Source organism: Streptomyces sp. NPDC005435 (assembly GCF_040703155.1).
Classification (GTDB): domain Bacteria; phylum Actinomycetota; class Actinomycetes; order Streptomycetales; family Streptomycetaceae; genus Streptomyces.
In genome coordinates this window covers 86080-101719 of sequence record NZ_JBEXEQ010000003.1, presented here as the reverse complement: position 1 = coordinate 101719, position 15640 = coordinate 86080, and the positions used below count along the sequence as shown (strand labels likewise).

The 15640-nt window shown below is 71.1% G+C and carries 16 protein-coding genes and 3 pseudogenes; 14 read left to right on the top strand and 5 right to left on the bottom strand.

The genetic code is table 11. The features are described from left to right. Nucleotides 1–4: 4 nt before the first annotated feature. Complete coding sequence (locus AB0898_RS05315; RefSeq protein ID WP_366801477.1) at nt 5–1438, bottom strand: PLP-dependent aminotransferase family protein; 1434 nt, start codon at nt 1436–1438, stop codon at nt 5–7. Here AB0898_RS05315 and AB0898_RS05310 point away from each other — a divergent pair. Both AB0898_RS05310 and AB0898_RS05305 read left to right on the top strand, forming a co-directional pair. Next, nucleotides 1437–2354 (top strand): DMT family transporter, encoded by a 918-nt coding sequence (locus AB0898_RS05310; RefSeq protein WP_366801476.1) that lies wholly within the window; start codon nt 1437–1439, stop codon nt 2352–2354. The genes AB0898_RS05315 and AB0898_RS05310 overlap by 2 nt on opposite strands. 20 nt (nt 2355–2374) lie before the next feature. Then, on the top strand, nt 2375–2572 hold the full coding sequence (locus AB0898_RS05305) for a DUF1918 domain-containing protein (protein ID WP_161181674.1): 198 nt from the start codon (nt 2375–2377) through the stop codon (nt 2570–2572). Nucleotides 2573–2659: 87 nt separating this feature from the next. On the opposite strand, the gene AB0898_RS05300 is transcribed toward AB0898_RS05305, so the two are convergent. After that, a complete protein-coding gene (locus AB0898_RS05300; protein WP_366801475.1) occupies nt 2660–4015 on the bottom strand; it encodes a family 10 glycosylhydrolase in 1356 nt (451 codons plus the stop codon). Nucleotides 4016–4182: 167 nt separating this feature from the next. Here AB0898_RS05300 and AB0898_RS05295 point away from each other — a divergent pair, with 167 nt between their 5' ends. Beyond that, a complete protein-coding gene (locus tag AB0898_RS05295) occupies nt 4183–5058 on the top strand; it encodes a 3-hydroxybutyryl-CoA dehydrogenase (protein ID WP_366801474.1) in 876 nt (291 codons plus the stop codon). 171 nt (nt 5059–5229) lie between these two features. Next, the gene (gene cutA, locus AB0898_RS05290; RefSeq protein ID WP_366801473.1) at nt 5230–5553 is read left to right on the top strand and encodes a divalent-cation tolerance protein CutA; all 324 of its coding nucleotides are present in this window, start codon (nt 5230–5232) and stop codon (nt 5551–5553) included. Here cutA and AB0898_RS05285 read toward each other — a convergent pair. After that, nucleotides 5550–5837 (bottom strand): hypothetical protein, encoded by a 288-nt coding sequence (locus AB0898_RS05285; protein WP_366801472.1) that lies wholly within the window; start codon nt 5835–5837, stop codon nt 5550–5552. The genes cutA and AB0898_RS05285 overlap by 4 nt on opposite strands. A 214-nt stretch (nt 5838–6051) precedes the next feature. Here AB0898_RS05285 and AB0898_RS05280 point away from each other — a divergent pair, with 214 nt between their 5' ends. The 4 genes from AB0898_RS05280 (at nt 6052) to AB0898_RS05265 (ending at nt 9471) form a co-directional block, all read left to right on the top strand. Further along, on the top strand, nt 6052–7299 hold the full coding sequence (locus AB0898_RS05280) for a helix-turn-helix transcriptional regulator (RefSeq protein ID WP_366801471.1): 1248 nt from the start codon (nt 6052–6054) through the stop codon (nt 7297–7299). A gap of 123 nt (nt 7300–7422) precedes the next feature. Further along, entirely contained in the window at nt 7423–7962 is a 540-nt protein-coding gene (locus AB0898_RS05275) for a hypothetical protein (protein WP_366801470.1), read from the top strand. Nucleotides 7963–8150: 188 nt separating this feature from the next. After that, nucleotides 8151–8279 carry a hypothetical protein gene (locus AB0898_RS05270; protein ID WP_366801469.1) on the top strand — a complete coding sequence of 43 codons (129 nt, stop codon included), beginning with the start codon at nt 8151–8153 and terminating at the stop codon, nt 8277–8279. A gap of 1 nt (nt 8280) precedes the next feature. Beyond that, nucleotides 8281–9471 (top strand): methyltransferase domain-containing protein, encoded by a 1191-nt coding sequence (locus tag AB0898_RS05265; protein ID WP_366801468.1) that lies wholly within the window; start codon nt 8281–8283, stop codon nt 9469–9471. Nucleotides 9472–9535: 64 nt separating this feature from the next. On the opposite strand, the pseudogene AB0898_RS05260 reads toward AB0898_RS05265, so the two are convergent. Continuing rightward, nucleotides 9536–9667, bottom strand: a pseudogene (locus AB0898_RS05260) (helix-turn-helix domain-containing protein); the annotation flags it as partial. Between the two features lie 294 nt (nt 9668–9961). Between AB0898_RS05260 and AB0898_RS05255 the strand changes: the two are divergent. Continuing rightward, complete coding sequence (locus AB0898_RS05255) at nt 9962–10291, top strand: hypothetical protein (protein ID WP_366801467.1); 330 nt, start codon at nt 9962–9964, stop codon at nt 10289–10291. Nucleotides 10292–10504: 213 nt separating this feature from the next. Continuing rightward, complete coding sequence (locus AB0898_RS05250; protein WP_366801466.1) at nt 10505–10750, top strand: hypothetical protein; 246 nt, start codon at nt 10505–10507, stop codon at nt 10748–10750. Here the strand turns inward: AB0898_RS05250 and AB0898_RS05245 are convergent. After that, nucleotides 10702–11531: pseudogene (locus tag AB0898_RS05245) on the bottom strand (IS5 family transposase). The gene AB0898_RS05250 and the pseudogene AB0898_RS05245 sit on opposite strands and share 49 nt — an antisense overlap. Nucleotides 11532–11587: 56 nt before the next feature. On the opposite strand from AB0898_RS05245, the gene AB0898_RS05240 reads away from it, so the two are divergent. The 4 genes and pseudogenes from AB0898_RS05240 (at nt 11588) to AB0898_RS05225 (ending at nt 15369) form a co-directional block, all read left to right on the top strand. Then, on the top strand, nt 11588–12685 hold the full coding sequence (locus AB0898_RS05240) for an XRE family transcriptional regulator (RefSeq protein ID WP_366801670.1): 1098 nt from the start codon (nt 11588–11590) through the stop codon (nt 12683–12685). A gap of 110 nt (nt 12686–12795) precedes the next feature. Further along, a pseudogene (locus AB0898_RS05235) lies at nt 12796–12936 on the top strand (ATP-grasp ribosomal peptide maturase); the annotation flags it as partial. Next, nucleotides 12933–14057 carry an ATP-grasp peptide maturase system methyltransferase gene (tgmC, locus tag AB0898_RS05230; protein ID WP_366801465.1) on the top strand — a complete coding sequence of 375 codons (1125 nt, stop codon included), beginning with the start codon at nt 12933–12935 and terminating at the stop codon, nt 14055–14057. The pseudogene AB0898_RS05235 and the gene tgmC, both read left to right, overlap by 4 nt. A 178-nt stretch (nt 14058–14235) precedes the next feature. After that, a complete protein-coding gene (locus tag AB0898_RS05225) occupies nt 14236–15369 on the top strand; it encodes a protein-L-isoaspartate(D-aspartate) O-methyltransferase (RefSeq protein ID WP_366801464.1) in 1134 nt (377 codons plus the stop codon). The last annotated feature ends 271 nt before the right edge of the window (nt 15370–15640 follow it).

Genomic DNA, 15640 nt, shown 5'->3' with positions numbered 1-15640 from the left:
GGCTTCAGCCCACTTCGTCGTACGCCGCCCGCAGCCGCCGTACCCCCTCCGCGATCTCCCCCGTCCCCGCGACCGCCGCGAAGCTCAGCCGGATGTGGGCCGCCGGGGGCTCCGCGCTGAAGTAGGCGCGTCCGGGGGTGACGGAGACGCCCGCGCGCAGGGCGGCGGCGGTCAGGGCCGGTTCCGTGACCCCCTCGGGCAGCCGGAGCCAGAGGTGGAAGCCGCCCAACGGGATGTGGGACACGGTGAGTTCGGGGAGCCGGAGCGCGAGCGCGCCGGTCATCGCCTCCCGTCGTGCCGCCAACTCGGCCGAGAGCGACCGCAGATGGCGCGGCCAGGCCGGGGAGCCGACGAGTTCGAGTGCCGCCTCCTGGAGCGGCCGGGGCACGAAGAAGCTGTCCACGATCTGGATGGCGCGCAGCCGTTCGAGGACCGGGCCGCGCGCGGCGAGCGCGGCGACCCGGAAGCTGGGCGAGGTGGCCTTGGTGAGCGAGCCGACGTGGACGACGACGCCGTCCGGGTCGTCGGCGGCGAGCGGGCGGGGCAGCGGGGGCGCGTCGGCGTGCGCGAGGCGGCGTACGTAGTCGTCCTCGATGACGAAGGCGCCCGACGCGCGGGCGATGCGCAGCACCTCGGCGCGGCGGTCGGGGGCGAGGACGGCGCCGGTGGGGTTCTGGAAGAGCGGCTGGCAGACGAACACCCGGGCGCCGGTGGCGCGGAAGGCGTCGGCGAGCAGGTCGGGGCGTACACCGTCGCGGTCGACCGGCACCGGTACGGGCCTGAGCCCGGCGGCGCGGGCGAGGTCCAGCATGCCGGGGTAGGTGGGCGACTCGACGAGGACGGGGGCGCCGGCCGGGGCGAGGGCGCGCAGCGCGGTGGCGAGCGCGGACTGGCCGCCCGCCGCGATCAGCACTTCGGCGGCGGTGACGGCGCCGCCGATGCCGCGCGCGAACCATTCGCGCAGCTCGGGCAGCCCCTCCAGGGGCGGGCGGCCCCAGGCGCCGGGGCGCCGTCCGGCGCGGGCGAGGGCGGCGGCCATGGCCTGCTCGGGCTGGAGGCCCGGGTGCGGGTAGCCGCCGCTCAGCTCCAGGACGCCGGGCGGCGGGGCGGGCAGCGAGATCATGACGCCGGAGGCGTCCACGGTGCGGGGGACGACGTCGCCGGTGCCGTCCGCGCTGAGCGCGACCTCCTGCCAGGAGGTGTCCCCTGCGGGCGCGGGTGTGGTGTGCGGCCGGGCGCGGAAGGCGCCGGCGCCGGGCCGGGTGACGACGAGCCCCTCGGCGGCGAGCTGGGCGAGCGCCCGCGAGACGGTCACCGGGCTGACCCGGAAGCGTTCGACCAGCGCCCGGCTGGACGGCAGCTTCTCGCCGGGCGAGTAGCGGTTCAGCTCCCGTCGCAGCTGTTCCGCCAGCTCACGCACACTGCTACGCTCGTTCATGAGAGCACAGAGTAGCGCTACCGCCACGACCCCGATAACGGTCACCACGCCCGCGCCGCGCGAGCCCCGGCTCATGGGCAGCGGCCTCGCGGCCCTCGGTGTCGTCGCCTTCTCCCTCACCTTCCCCGCCACCGCCTGGGGCCTGGAGAGCTTCGGCCCCTGGTCGCTCACGGCGGTCCGGGGCGTCCTCGCGGCGCTGGTCGCGGGCGGCTGTCTGCTGTTCCTGCGGGTGCCGCTGCCCGCCCGGCGCCATCTGCCGGGGCTCGCGGTGGTCGGGGCCGGTACGGTGCTCGGCTTCCCACTGCTGACCACGCTCGCGCTCCAGACCTCCACCACCGCGCACGCGGCCGTCGTCGTGGGCCTGCTGCCGCTGACGACCGCCGCGATGTCCGCGCTGCGCGTCGGGTCCCGGCCCTCGCGCCGCTTCTGGACGGCGGCGCTGGCGGGCGCGGCGGCGGTGGTCGCGTTCACGATCACCCAGAGCGGCGGCGCCCTGACCAGGGCGGACGCCTACCTTTTCGCGGCCCTGCTGGTGTGCGCGGCCGGTTACACCGAGGGCGGCAGGCTGGCCCGGGTCATGCCCGGCTGGCAGGTCATCGGCTGGGCGCTGGTGCTGTGCCTGCCGCTGAGCGCGCTGGGCGCGGCGCTGGCGCTCGGGCACGAGCCGGTACGGCTCACCGCGCACGGGGTGGCGGGCGTGCTGTGGGTCGCGCTGGGCTCGCAGTTCCTCGGCCTGGTGCTCTGGTACCGGGGCATGGCGGCCGTGGGCATCCCCCGGGCCAGCCAGTTGCAGTTGGCTCAGCCCCTGCTCACACTGGTGTGGTCGGCACTGCTACTGGGCGAGCACGTCACCGCGGCGGCTCCGCTGACCGCGCTCGCCGTGCTCGTGTGCATCGCCGTCACCCAACGGTCATGACCGTGAGGAGGGTTCCGAAGATGCGTGCGCACAAGGGGGATCACCTTGTCCAGCACGGGCGGGTGGTCGGACAGCACGACCAGGTCTCGGAAGTGGTGGAAGTGATCGGCGAGGAGGGCGCACCGCCCTACCGCGTCCGCTTCGAGGACGGCCACGAGGCCATCATGTCGCCCGGCCCGGACTGCCAGGTCCAGCACCCCGAGGACGAACAGAAGTAGAGCGGGACGCGGCGGGCGGACCCGGGCGGGTTCAGCGCGGCGGGCGGACCCGGGCGGGTTCAGCGCGGCGGGCGGACCCGGGTGGGTTCAGCGCGGGGGTCTCGCCGGCCGCCGGTAATGGTCGGCGACCACCCGTGCCATCGCCCCCAGGGGGTCGCGGGCCACGTCCTGGGCGGCGAAGAAGACATGGCCGCGCACCTGCGGATACCCCGCCGCCAGCGTGAGGTGCCGGGACAGCTCGGACGGGTCCTGCCAGGCCGGGGGCTGTCCGGCGGCGCCCGCCTTGTACAGCGCCTCGCCGATGTGGAGCCGGGTGCGGCTGCCGTCCGCCTGCCGGGCCCACCAGTCGACGAGCTTCGCGTAGTCGGCGGCCGCGAAGCCGATGTTCCAGTACACCTGCGGGACGATGTAGTCGATCCACCCCTCGCGCACCCATTTCCTGGTGTCCGCGCACAGGTCGTCGTACGTCTGCACGCCCGCCGTGGTGTCCGAGCCGCGCGGGTCGGTGGCCGCGTTGCGCCACACCCCGAAGGGGCTGATCCCGAAGCGGGCGGAGGGGCGTACGCGCCGGATGCCGGCGGCCATCTCGCGGATCAGCTTGTCGATGTTGGCGCGCCGCCAGTCGGCGCGGATGGGGAAGCCCGCGCCGTGTTCCGCGTACGCCGCGTCGTCGTCGAAGGTCTCGCCGGCCACCGGGTACGGGTAGAAGTAGTCGTCGAAGTGCACGGCGTCGACGGGGTAGCGGCGTACGGCGTCGAGCATGGCCCTCTGGACGAAGTGCCGTACCTCCGGCAGTCCGGGGTTGTAGTAGAGCTTCCCGCCGTAGGTGACGGTCCAGTCGGGGTGTCTGCGGGCCGGGTGCCAGGGGACCAGGCGGGTGGGGTCGGTGTGGTTGGCGACGCGGTACGGGTTGAACCACGCGTGCAGCTCCAGGCCGCGCGCGTGGGCCTCCTCCACCGCCGTGGCCAGCGGGTTCCAGCCGGGGTCGGCGCCCTGGGCGCCGGTCAGATATTCGGACCAGGGCTCGTACGGCGAGGGCCACAGCGCGTCGGCGGTGGGCCGTACCTGGAAGATCACGGTGTTCAGACGGTCCCGTACGGCCCGGTCGAGGTGGGCGGTCAGCTCCGCGCGCTGCTCGTCGGGCGGCAGACCCGGGCGGGAGGGCCAGTCGCGGTTGGCGACGGTGGCGAGCCAGACGCCGCGCATCTCGGTGCGGCGGGTGGGGTGCGGCGGCCGGGCGTGGGGTACGAGGGCCTGGGCCGACTGGACGCCCTGGGCCGCCGCGAGGGCGGTGACGGCGCCCAGCGTGAACGCTCTGCGCGAGACGGCGGAGGCCCGCGAGTGGCCCCCGGGGCCGGGCTCGGAACCGGCCCCGGAACCGGCCCCGGACTCGGGCCCGGAACCGGCCTCGGACCCGCGATCGGACTCCGTGCGAATCACCATGTCCACCCCCACACGCTCCGAATCCGCCCCATGACGGACCGTCCCGACGGTACGGCTTGCCCCTACCCCGTCGATCGATCATCGATACTTGGCGGTAACGTGCACGCTCGGAGCAGGCACCGATTCCGGAGGCCCTGCGAGAGTCAAGAACCAGCGAAGGGGACGATGTGACGGACTTCCGAGCCGGAGACATCTCGCGCGTCGGAGTCGTGGGCTGCGGCCAGATGGGCGCGGGCATCGCGGAGGTGTGCGCCCGGGCGGGCCTGGACGTGAAGGTCGCGGAGACCACGGGCGACGCCCTGGAGATCGGCCGGACCCGGCTGCACAACTCCCTGGCCAAGGCCGCCGAGCGGGGCAAGATCAGCGAGGAGGAGCGGGACGCGTCGCAGGCGCGGCTGAGCTTCACGACCGACCTCGGCGAGTTCGCGGACCGCGACCTCGTGATCGAGGCCGTCGTGGAGAACGAGCAGGTGAAGACGGAGATCTTCCGCGTGCTCGACCAGGTGGTGACCCGCCCGGACGCGATCCTCGCCTCCAACACCTCCTCGATCCCGCTGGTGAAGCTGGCGGTCGCCACGTCCCGCCCGGACCACGTGATCGGCATCCACTTCTTCAACCCCGCGCCCGTGCAGAGCCTGGTCGAACTGATCCCGGCGCTCACCACGTCCGAGGGCACCCTGAGCCGCGCCCAGCTCTTCGCCGAGAAGGTCCTCGGCAAGCACGCGATCCGCGCCCAGGACCGCTCCGGCTTCGTGGTCAACGCGCTCCTCGTGCCGTACCTCCTCTCCGCGATCCGCATGTTCGAGTCCGGCATCGCCAGCCGCGAGGACATCGACAACGGCATGGAGATGGGCTGCGCCCACCCCATGGGCCCCCTCAAGCTCTCCGACCTCATCGGCCTGGACACGATCGTCTCCATCGCCAACTCGATGTATACCGAATACAAGGAGCCCCTCTACGCCGCTCCCCCGCTGCTCCAGCGCATGGTCGAGGCGGGCCGCCTGGGCCGCAAGACGGGGTCGGGCTTCTACACGTACGCCTGACCTGGGCGTTCGCCCTCTGGCTTCACTGACGCCCGCAAGGATCGTCTGGGAGCTCAGGGAAGTCTCACTTGAAGCTGGAGTTGAGCCCCTGGCGGCTGTGAACTGGCCCCGCTCTCCACACCGGAGGGCGGGGCTTCTTTTCTGTCTCTGCAGGGCGGCTACGCTCGCGGAATGGCTGACTACGTACAGGTCTCGACAGCTACAGAAACCCGCGACCAGGCCGCCAAGTTGGCGGAGTCGGTGGTGCGTTCCCGGCTTGCCGCCGGTGCGCAGATCGTTGGCCCAGTTACCAGCGTGTTCTGGCACAACGGCGAGTTCGGCACTGGCGAGGAGTACAGGCTCCTGCTCACGACGACGGCCGCCCGGTACCCGGAGCTGGAGGCCCATCTGCTTGAGCACCATCCGTGGCAGAACCCGGAGGTGTGCGCCGTACCGATTGTCGCGGGAGCGGCCGCGTGCCTGGAGTGGATCGAGAAGTACACGGCCGCCGACTAGGTGGTGCGCTCGGCGAGTTCGGCGACCGCTGGGACGGCGGCGTGCTCGAGAGCGAGGGCGGACACGACGTGCCGGATCCGCTGTTGCGGCCGGACGGAAGCCACGCCGTCGGCGAGGTCTGCGGCCCGGGCCGCGACCCGGGCCGCCTCTTCGACTTCCCCGGCCGTCGCGTAGGCCTCCGCCAGCCATGTGGAGTAGAGAGCCTTGTCCCGCGCGTGCTCGTCATCGAACGCGGCAAGACCGCGCAGGGGGCGGCGGAGCTCCGTCCAGCAGCGGCACGCCATGATGTCCAGCTCGACGGGGGTGACCCACGACGACCAGTGTGGCTGCGGAGTGTCGGCGTCATCCGCCGCGAGCGCGCCGCAGGCTGCGGCGAGCGCCTCCTCGGTGGCGGCCGCGTCGCCCGCGACGGCATGCGCGTATGCGGCTCGCTCCCACAGAAAAGGGCCCCGCCCCTACTCTGGCAGTGCGAGCTGTTCAGAGTGGAGGGGCGAGACCTTGTCATCTGATGCCACCCCGGGCGAGACACTGACCGCTGATGTCCTGGCAACACTCCCATTCGGGAAACGTGTCCAGCGCGCCCGCGAGCGAACCGGCCGTACACGCGCCTACGTTGCCGACGTCATGGGGCACAGCGTGGAATGGGTCAAGGCGATTGAGACCGGCCGCATCGGGATGCCTGCACTGCCGAAGCTGCTGCGCCTGGCGCAGGTCCTCGGGGTTGATGACATCACCGAGTTGACCGGGGACGACCGGATCGCCGCCGCTTCGTACACCAAGCAGGAACACAAGGCGCTCCCCGTGATGAAGGCCGCCCTCACCCGGTATCAGATCACCCCCATCGACACGCCACCGGAGCCTGTCGCGGTGCTCAACGCCCGGCTGAGAAGCGCGTGGAGGCTGTGGCACGCGGCGGGGGAGAACCGCAGCCAGATCGTCGCGCTGCTGCCAGCGCTCCTGGCTGACTGCCAGCACGCCGCGCGCACCCTGGACGGCACCGACCGAAGGCGTGCTCTGGTGGCGCTCGCGGAGACCTACCATCTGGCCCAACTCTTCCTCGCCTTCCAGCCGGTCCCCAGCCTGGTCACGCTGACCGGGGACCGGGCGATGACAGCCGCTCAGGAAGCCGACAGCCCGCGCGCGATCGCGACGGCGGTCTGGTACCTCGGGCACATCCACCGGGACGCGGGGGATGCCGTGGAGGCCCGGGTGGAAGCCGCCGAGCAGGCGGTGTCTCTGCTGCCGGCAGACGATGACCCGGGACACATCGCCAGGCGCGGCCTGCTCCACCTGGCGGCCGCTCTGTCCTACGCGAAGACGGGACAGGCCGGAGACGCGAAACGCTACTGGGACAAGGCGGACAAGGCATCCAAGCAGCTCGGGGACTACACGCACCCGTGGCTGATCTTCGGGAAGGGCATCGTCCAGGGCTACGCGATCACCATGCACAACCATCTCGTCCAGCCCGTCGCCGCGCTTGAAGCCGCAAGCACCCTCGACCTCGCGTCGATCCCGTCCGCCACCCGGCGCTCCTACCACTTGATCGAAACAGCCCGCGCCCACAACCTCCTCGGGGAAGGCGCCGCCGCGCTGGGCTATCTGACGAAGGCATACCAGGAATCCCCGGAGACAGTGCAGTACAACCTGCACACGAGGGCCGTCCTGCCGGGACTCGCGAAGACCGGGCCCCGGATGATCCGCGAGGACGCCGCGGCCCTGGCCCGAGAGCTGAGCATCCCCGTGTGATCGCGTAAGGGGTAGGAACCGTACCCCCGGACGAGGGGGTACGGTTCCTACCCCTTGGACTGCACCAGCGGCCCTACGGTCACGGATGTGAGACGCGCCACCGTGACTAGGAGAGGCATCGCCGTGCCGCAGGAAACTGACGATCTGCCCGTGCCGCCGTTCCTGTCGCCGCTCGGCGGGGCGCCCTACGTCCGCTCTGAGCCTGACCCGCCCGAGGCGGTCATCTCCTGGCTGTCCGGCACGCACACGCAGCCGCACGGAGTGCTCGGCAACTGGGCCAAGTACGGTAGCGCGCTGCTGCCCCTGGGCGGGCGTATCGCGGCGGTGCGCATCCCCGCCGGCATCCTGCACGCCGCCGTGGACAGCGACGACGACCAGGTACTCGCCACCGTCGCCCGCGACACCCTGCGCGGCCCGCTCATCGCCGGAGCGTTCGCCCGCCGGCGGACCTACTGGGCGCTGGTCCCCTGGCGGCCGCTCACCTACTGGCCCGACTTCCTCACCAGCACCCCGTACCTGGGCCCGGGCCACTACCTGACCGTACCCGCCCTCACGAGAACCAGCCCACCCATCCCGTACTGGATCGCGCCACCGCGATACCGCTACGACCTCTGCTCCCGCGAGCACGTCTTCAACCTCATCCTGCGCGGCCGCCGGTCCTGACGGTCACCGTTGTGCCCCGTTGCCGGGAGGCCCCCCCGCGGCCGCTTCGGGGCGACGCCGCCCATGCTCCCCTCCGACGGGGGCTCACAGACTCCCGGTCCTCCGGCGACATCACCTGGAGGACCGGGGCGCCACCTTCCCAACCCGGGCTGGCGGCACGGACGATGAACACACCGAAGGAGAATGCGATGGAGGAAACGCTCACCTGGCGGATGGCCGGAGGCGGAGGCGACGGCGGGGACAGCCTGCCCGGCGAGCCGTGGCCGGGCCCGGAGGAGCCCCCGTCCCCCGACGGCGGCCCGCGGTACATCCGCTGAGATGACACTCACCGGAGTGGAGGAGGGGCGGTCCGAGCTGGGCCGCTCCCTTCTGGAACGCAAGCACATGTCGGCCGACTGGCTCCCGGCGTTCGCCGCCGTGCCCCGCTCGGCCTTCCTGCCCGACCTCATGTGGCCGCACGACATGGACACCGGGGCCACCGTCACCGTCGACCGGCGCGACGAACCGGACCGGTGGATGTCGTACGCCAACGCCGACGTGCCGATCGTCACCCAGTGGGACGACGGCGTGGGCGACGAGCAGGACAGCGTGCGCCGGGAACAGGGCACGGTGCCGACGTCGTCGGCGTCCATGCCCTCGGTCGTCTTCCGGATGCTGGCGGCCCTCGAGGTCGAACCCGGGCACCGGGTGCTGGAGATCGGCACCGGGACCGGCTGGAACGCGGGGCTCCTCGCCCACCGGCTCGGCACGGACAACGTGGTGAGCATCGAGGTCGACGCAACGGTGGCCGACGCCGCCCGTGAACGTCTGCGGGAGCAGGGGCTGCTCGGCCAGGTCCTCACCCGGGACGGCACGGAAGGCGACGAGGCAGGCGCCCCGTACGACCGGATCGTCTCCACCGCCGGGGTCCGGCAAATTCCCCGGGAGTGGCTCCTCCAGGCGCGGGAGGGCGGGATCATTTTCGCGCCGTGGGGGACGCACTTCGGCAACGGAGACGCCCTCGTACGGCTCCGCCGGAGCGAGGACGGCGGCCGCGCCGAGGGCCGCTTCCTGGGGCCCGTGGAGTTCATGAAGCTGCGGTCCCAGCGGTCCCCGTTCGTCGGTCACGCCGCCTACGTGCCCAACGGGGTGGGCGCCGCCGACCGCTCCACCACGGCCATCACCGAGGAGCAGCTGCTCGGCGACGGCCGGTTCGCCGTCACACGGTTCGCCGTGGGGCTGCGGGTGCGGAACTGCCACCACCAGGCGTCGGACAAGCGCGGCGGCGACAGGCCGGTGTGGTTCTACGGTCTGACCGACCGGTCCTGGGCCTGCGTCATGTTCCGTGACGGCGAGGCGGAGGCCACCGTGTGGCAGTCCGGGCCCCGCAGGCTGTGGGACGAGGTGGCGGACGCGATTGCCTGGTGGCGAGCGGCCGGCGAACCGGGCTACGAGCGGTTCGGGCTCACCGTCACCGTGTACGGCCAGGATGCGTGGCTGGATCGTCCGAAGAACTCCTGGGTCCTCTGACACCGGCGCCGCTCACGTGCTCCCCGTAGCACGCGAGCGGCGCCTCCCCGATCGAACCTGTGATTCAGCCGACCACCTCTGACAGAGGTACACCGACAGCCCGCGCGACACGTGGCAGCTTCTCCAGCCTGGGATTCTCGCGGCCGGCCTCCATGCCCTGGCAGTAGGTCCGGCTGATCGACGCAGCGAGGTAGACCTTCTCTCGCGTCCTCTGGCTTCACTGACGCCCTCAATGATCGTCTGGGAGCTCAGGGAAGTCTCACTTGAAGCTGGAGTTGAGCCCCTGGCGGCTGTGAACTGGCCCCGCCCTCCACACCGGAGGGCGGAGCTTTTTTTCTGTCTCTGCAGGGCGGCTACGCTCGCGGAATGGCTGACTACGTACAGGTCTCGACAGCTACAGAAACCCGCGACCAGGCCGCCCAGTTGGCGGAGTCGGTGGTGCGTTCCCGGCTTGCCGCCGGTGCGCAGATCGTTGGCGCATACTTCCCGAGTGGAGATGCAAGCCGAGGAGGCAGCGCGGCGTTGGCTGGCTGGCTGGCTGGCTGGCTGGCTGGCTGGCTGGCTGGCTGATCAGGGTGTCAGCCAGGTGCGTGACGGGTGGGTGAGCGACGAGAAGCCGGACGCGTTGCTCACCGCCAACGAGGTAGCGCACTCCTGGACCGCTGATGTGTTTGCCGAAGACCTGGATGCAGCCGACCAGGTGAGGTTGGCTTTCGGGCTGCTGGACCTCCTCGACGAGCACTGGGTCACGTGCGAGATCCGGTTCGCGAGCGCGGGGGCGGGGGGTCCCCTGCCGGCCGACGTGCTGTGGGACGGCTAGCGTCAGCGGCTGGAGGCGGACCGGGACGCTGAGGCCGTCACCTACTCGCTGTGGACGGACTGGTTCGAGGACTACGCCACGTCCGCGACGGCCTTCGCCGAGGTTCTCGGTAACGACATCGACCGGGGGGTATCTGAGCAATCGGAGTCCCTGCTCCGCCGAGCTCGTCGGGTTCTGGAGTGCTCGGGCCCGGTGCGCTGGACGGTGAAGGAGATGACGTATCGCACCGCCATGCGACTTTCCGCCCTGCACTCGGCCCTCTTCCGCAGCCTCCTGGCGAGCTTCCACGACGTCTACGGCGACCTGGAGCCGACTGCCGCACTAACCTTCCTCGCCCAGCTGGATCTCCCCACGAACACCCAGCACCTTGCCGAACTGCGCCACGTACTCGCCGCCGGGCACAAGAACCACTACCGCAGCCCTGGCGCCTGGGACGATGCGCTTCGCTCCTGCTCCTGAGCCGTTGGCCTGGCAGACCAAAGAAAGCTGCCCGCGACGTAGAGTCCGGCCGGTAGACGGTTGCGGTCTTCTCGTAACGGGTGGCGATGCCCCGCCACTGCTTCAGGCGGTTGATGCAGCGTTCAACGGTGTTGCGCTGCTTGTACGCCTCGCGGTCGAAGGCGGGCGGCTCACGGATCGCGCGTGAAGAGTACGCCTTGTCGGCCAGGACCACGTCCGGCCTGGTCCGGGGACGTCCTCGCTGCCGAGGGACGCGGAGGCGGCCCATGACGTGAGGGAAGACGGGCGCGTCGCCGGCCTGTCCGGCGGTGAGCACGAAGGCCAGCGGCCGACAGTGGGCATCGGAGGCGAAGTGGACCTTCGTAGTCAGTCCACCGCGAGACCGTCCGATGGAATCGTCATCGGGTTCGCCGGCCGGTGTCCTTTTTTACGGGCCCCGGCTGCGTGCTGGTGAGCGCGCACGATAGTGGAGTCGACCGAGACGGCCCGACCGAGATCCTCCTCGGCATCGGCCTGCGCGATCAGCGCGGTGAACACCCGCTCCCAGGTGCCGTCAAAGGCCCACATCCGCAACCGGTTGTAGACGCCCCCAGTTCCCGTACTTCTCGGGAAGGTGGACCCACTGCGATCCGGTCTGGAACTTCCAGGCAATCGCATCGATCACCTCACGGTGATCCCGCGACCGGCCGCCCCGCCGCGGCGTCCGGTCTGGCAACAATGGCTCGATCCGCGCCCACTGCACGTACGGCTCCGCCGGGGGAGGACAGAGCCGCTTCGTGATGTCCAGGTGGTGACGTGAAGCGGAAGGCACCCACAGAAAAGGGCCCCGCCCCTACTCTGGCAGTGCGAGCTGTTCAGAGTGGAGTGATGCGGATCGCGGAAGCGCTGCGAGTCCGTGACCTTGCCGACCTCACTGGACTACCGGACACGCACGTGGATCTCTTCGTCGGGCCCGGCCATCCCCGGCTCGCCGCCGTCAAGGCGGCCATCGACAGTCTCTCCGTCGGAACGAGCACGGAGCCGCCGCGCGTCCCCCATCTCGAGGCCCGGCTGCGAGCGGCCTGGAAGGCACGGCATCAGGCTCCCAACCACCGTGAAGTGATTGGTGCCTTGCTCCCCGGGCTGATCCGGGATGCTCAGGTCCTCGCCCGGCACGCCGATAGCACGGCGGACCGGCGTGCGGCGCAGGCGCTCCTTGCCCAGACTTACTCCCTGGCCCAGTTCTTCCTCTCTTACCAGCCCGACGCCGCCCTGCTGTGGCGGGTGGCTGAGCGCGGCATGATCGCTGCGCAGGGGTCCGACGACCCGCACGCCATTGGCGTCGCCGCGTGGCTCCCCGGGCAAGCACACCGTGATTCCGGGCGCCGCCACTTCGACGCCGCCGACGCCATCAACGAGCAGGCGCTCGGCTACCTGCGTCCCCTGCTTCCTGACGCAGACGATGACGTCCTCGCCATCGCAGGCGCCTTGGAGTTCGAGCTTGGCTACACCGCCGCCCGGCGTCGGGACACCGGGACTGCGTGGAGGCACTGGGACAAGGCCAACGATGTGGCCAAGCGTCTGCCCGCCGACTACTACCACCCCGTCACCTCGTTCTCGCGGGCGGTCATGGGCGCGCACGCTGTCACCACTGCTGTAGAGCTGCACCAGGGTGGCGAGGCCGTCCGGCAGGCTGCCCGCGCGGACGAGCTGACGATCCCCTCGCGGCCGCGTCAAGCACGTCACCGGATCGAGGAAGCGCGCGGCTACCAGCTCGACGGGCAACCGGACGTCGCGATCGCCACGCTGGAGGAGGCGTACAAGGCGGCGCTGGAGACGATCCGGTACAACGGCTACGCCCGCGCCCTCATCCGTGAAGAGGTCGAGTCGAAACAGGCGTCACGGCGGCGGCGCGCGGCCGAGCTGGCGGTGCAGGTGGGAGTCCTCACCGCGTAGGGACCGGATTCCGGTCCTCGGTACCGCGCCAGCGGCTCTACGATCACGGATGTGAGACGCGCCACCGTGACTGGGGGAGGCATCGCCGTACCGCAGGAAACTGACGATCTGCTTTGGACTTCTGCGTCGGCGAGGACGGGCGATGGTGGTTCCTGGAATGCAACCCGTCCGGCCAGTGGTACTGGCCGGAGGAAGCGACCGGCCTGCCCATGCTCTCGGCCTTGGCCGACCTCCTGGAGACGACATCGTGATCACACTCGACGCTCTGCAGCAGCAGCTCATCAACAGCATGACGCACAGCGGCGCCGTGCGAACGGAACCGTGGAAGAAGGCCGCCGCGGCCGTCCACCGTCACGAGTTCCTCCGCGGCGGGTACTTCCGGCCGGTCCCCGGCACCTCCCCGACGGCTTGGGCCCCCGTCTTGGAAACCGACGAGGAGTGGCTCGCCGGCTGCTACGCCGACCAGTCCCTCGTGACCCAGATCGCCGGCACCATCCGGCCCGAGGACGTCCAGGGCACGATCACGCGGCAGCCCACGAGCTCAAGCACGCTGCCCTCCCTGGTCCTGCGGATGCTCGAAGCCCTCCACGTCGGACCGGGAATGCGCGTCCTGGAGATCGGAACGGGCACCGGCTATTCCACCGCCGTCCTCGCCGCGCGCCTGGGCGAGGACAACGTGACCTCCGTGGAGTACGACGAGGACGTCGCTTCTCGGGCCCGTCGCGCCCTCGCGCAGCACGGCACTTGGCCCCTCCTGGTGACGGGCGACGGCCTTGAGGGATACGCCGCGTCCGCACCGTACGACCGGATCATCGCGACATGCGGAGTGCGCACGGTCCCCGCCGAGTGGCTCCGGCAGACACGGCCCGGCGGCGAGATCCTTACGACTGTCGGCGGTTGGCTCGGCGCCTCCGACCTGGTGCGCCTCACAGTTCACGACGACGGCACCGCGCAGGGCCCCGTCCTCGGCGGCCAGGTCGAGTTCATGCTCGCCCGCCCCCACACGCCCCCGCCGCTCGGCCTGCTCCCGGACCTCAGCGGGGGCGAAGAGCGGGAGGCGTTGGTCGGCGCGGATGTCCTGGCCGACTGGACGACGCGCTTCATCGCGCAGTTCGGTGCGCCCTCGGTCCAGCGCCTGGCCCTACAGGTCGACGGGCGCACCGAGGATGTCCTGCTCGACGTCGAGAGCGAGTCGTGGGCCTCTCTGTACCAGGACAGGGACCGGTGGATCGTCCGTCAGAGCGGACCCACCCGCCCGTGGGACGCGATCGAGGAACAGCTCGGCAGATGGCACGCCGCCGGAACACCCGCCATTGAGGACGCCACAGTCCGCGTCACGCCCGAAGGCCAGAGCCTCCACTGGCAGAAGTGAAAATAACGTGGCCGCCGGGATGGGCCGCCTCATGCGCCGACTCAAACCGGCTTACGGCGCGGCCGACTTCGTGGACGTTCCTGGAGGTCAACCCCTGCGGGCAATGGGACTGGATCCAGGCCGAGACCGGCCTGCCGATCGTCCAGGCGCTCGCCGACGAGCTGCAAGGAGTCAGCTGATGCACGTGGACTGGAAGCCGTACGCCGCCAACCTCGCGGCCGAGGCCGCCCATCCCTCCTCGCACTGGTGGGCACCGGTCACCGAGACCCCGCGCCACGTCTTCGTCCCGCGCTGGTTCGTGCCGGGTGGAGGCGGCTGGACCACCGTGGACGGTCCCGCCGACGAGGAGACGTGGGTGAAGGCCGTGTACTCGGACACCACGCTCGTCACCCGCGTCGGGCCCACGCACGCCGACCACATCCCCGGCGGGCACGTGACGACCGGACACCCTACGTCGTCGTCCACGCTGCCCGGTCTGGTCGTCTCGATGCTCGAACACGGCCGCGTCACGCCGGGCAACCGTCTGCTCGACCTGGCCACCGGCTCCGGCTACAGCGCCGCCCTCGCCTGCCACCTCATCGGTGACGAACGGGTGACCACCATGGACATCGACCCGTACCTCACCGAAGCCGCCGCCGACCGCCTCGACCACATCGGCCGGCACCCGGAGGTACGCACCGGTGACGCGACCGGTGAACTCCCCGGTGTCTTCGACCGGATCGTGTCCATGGTGTCCGTGCCCCGCATCCCCGCCACCTGGCTCCAGGCCCTCGCACCGGGCGGCCGCCTGGTGACCACTCTCGCGGACACCGGCCTGATCGTCACCGCCGACAAGACCCCGGACGGCGGCGCGTCCGGCCGGGTCGAATGGGACCGGGCGGCGTTCATGACCACCCGCACCGGCGCCGACTACCCGCCCCCGCTGAACGACCTGTTCACCACGGCGACTACCGACGACGGCGAGGTCACCACGTCGCCGTTCCCCGTCCTCGACGTGACGCAGGCCTGGGAGGTGTGGTCCATGCTCTCCCTGACCGCACCCGGCATCGAGCACCGCAACGGCACCGACGACGGCGCCCGCATGACCTGGATGCTGCACCCCGACGGCTCCTGGGCCCGCGCCCGCACCACCCCCGGCGAGCGCACGGCGACCGTTCACCAAGGCGGCCCGCGTCGCTTGTACGACATCCTCGACCAGATCCGCCGGCGTTGGGTGGAGACCGGCCAGCTTCCGGTCTACGGGGCGAAGGTCACCGTCACGCCCGACGACGAGACCACGCTGGCGCGGGACGGATGGACGGCCACGCTCTAAAAGCCGCCCTTCCCGCAGTCGAAAGACCCGCATGAGACTTCGACGACGGCTACGCACTCACCCGGCGACCGCCCTGACAAGCTGCTCTGTACGATCACCGAATACTGGGCGCTGGTCCGCCTGTCCTGTGCGGAGATCAGCAAGTGGTGCCCTGTCCGGACAGTTGAGGGAGTTGGCAGGTGTCCGTTTTGGACTTCTGCGCTCACGTCGCCGTGTGCGGTGAGGTCCTGGGAGTGGGACTCGGTGCCGACCCTGAAGCCTGGGAAGCCGC

What these genes read in the sequence shown, in the direction of transcription:
- AB0898_RS05310 (WP_366801476.1), top strand. Translation starts at nt 1,437, where the DNA reads ATGAGAGCACAGAGTAGCGCTACCGCCACGACCCCGATAACGGTCACC.
- AB0898_RS05315 (WP_366801477.1), bottom strand. Translation starts at nt 1,438, where the DNA reads ATGAACGAGCGTAGCAGTGTGCGTGAGCTGGCGGAACAGCTGCGACGG.
- AB0898_RS05305 (WP_161181674.1), top strand. Translation starts at nt 2,375, where the DNA reads ATGCGTGCGCACAAGGGGGATCACCTTGTCCAGCACGGGCGGGTGGTC.
- AB0898_RS05300 (WP_366801475.1), bottom strand. Translation starts at nt 4,015, where the DNA reads ATGGTGATTCGCACGGAGTCCGATCGCGGGTCCGAGGCCGGTTCCGGG.
- cutA (WP_366801473.1), top strand. Translation starts at nt 5,230, where the DNA reads ATGGCTGACTACGTACAGGTCTCGACAGCTACAGAAACCCGCGACCAG.
- AB0898_RS05285 (WP_366801472.1), bottom strand. Translation starts at nt 5,837, where the DNA reads ATGGCGTGCCGCTGCTGGACGGAGCTCCGCCGCCCCCTGCGCGGTCTT.
- AB0898_RS05270 (WP_366801469.1), top strand. Translation starts at nt 8,151, where the DNA reads ATGGAGGAAACGCTCACCTGGCGGATGGCCGGAGGCGGAGGCGACGGC.
- AB0898_RS05265 (WP_366801468.1), top strand. Translation starts at nt 8,281, where the DNA reads ATGACACTCACCGGAGTGGAGGAGGGGCGGTCCGAGCTGGGCCGCTCC.
- AB0898_RS05250 (WP_366801466.1), top strand. Translation starts at nt 10,505, where the DNA reads ATGACGTATCGCACCGCCATGCGACTTTCCGCCCTGCACTCGGCCCTC.
- AB0898_RS05225 (WP_366801464.1), top strand. Translation starts at nt 14,236, where the DNA reads ATGCACGTGGACTGGAAGCCGTACGCCGCCAACCTCGCGGCCGAGGCC.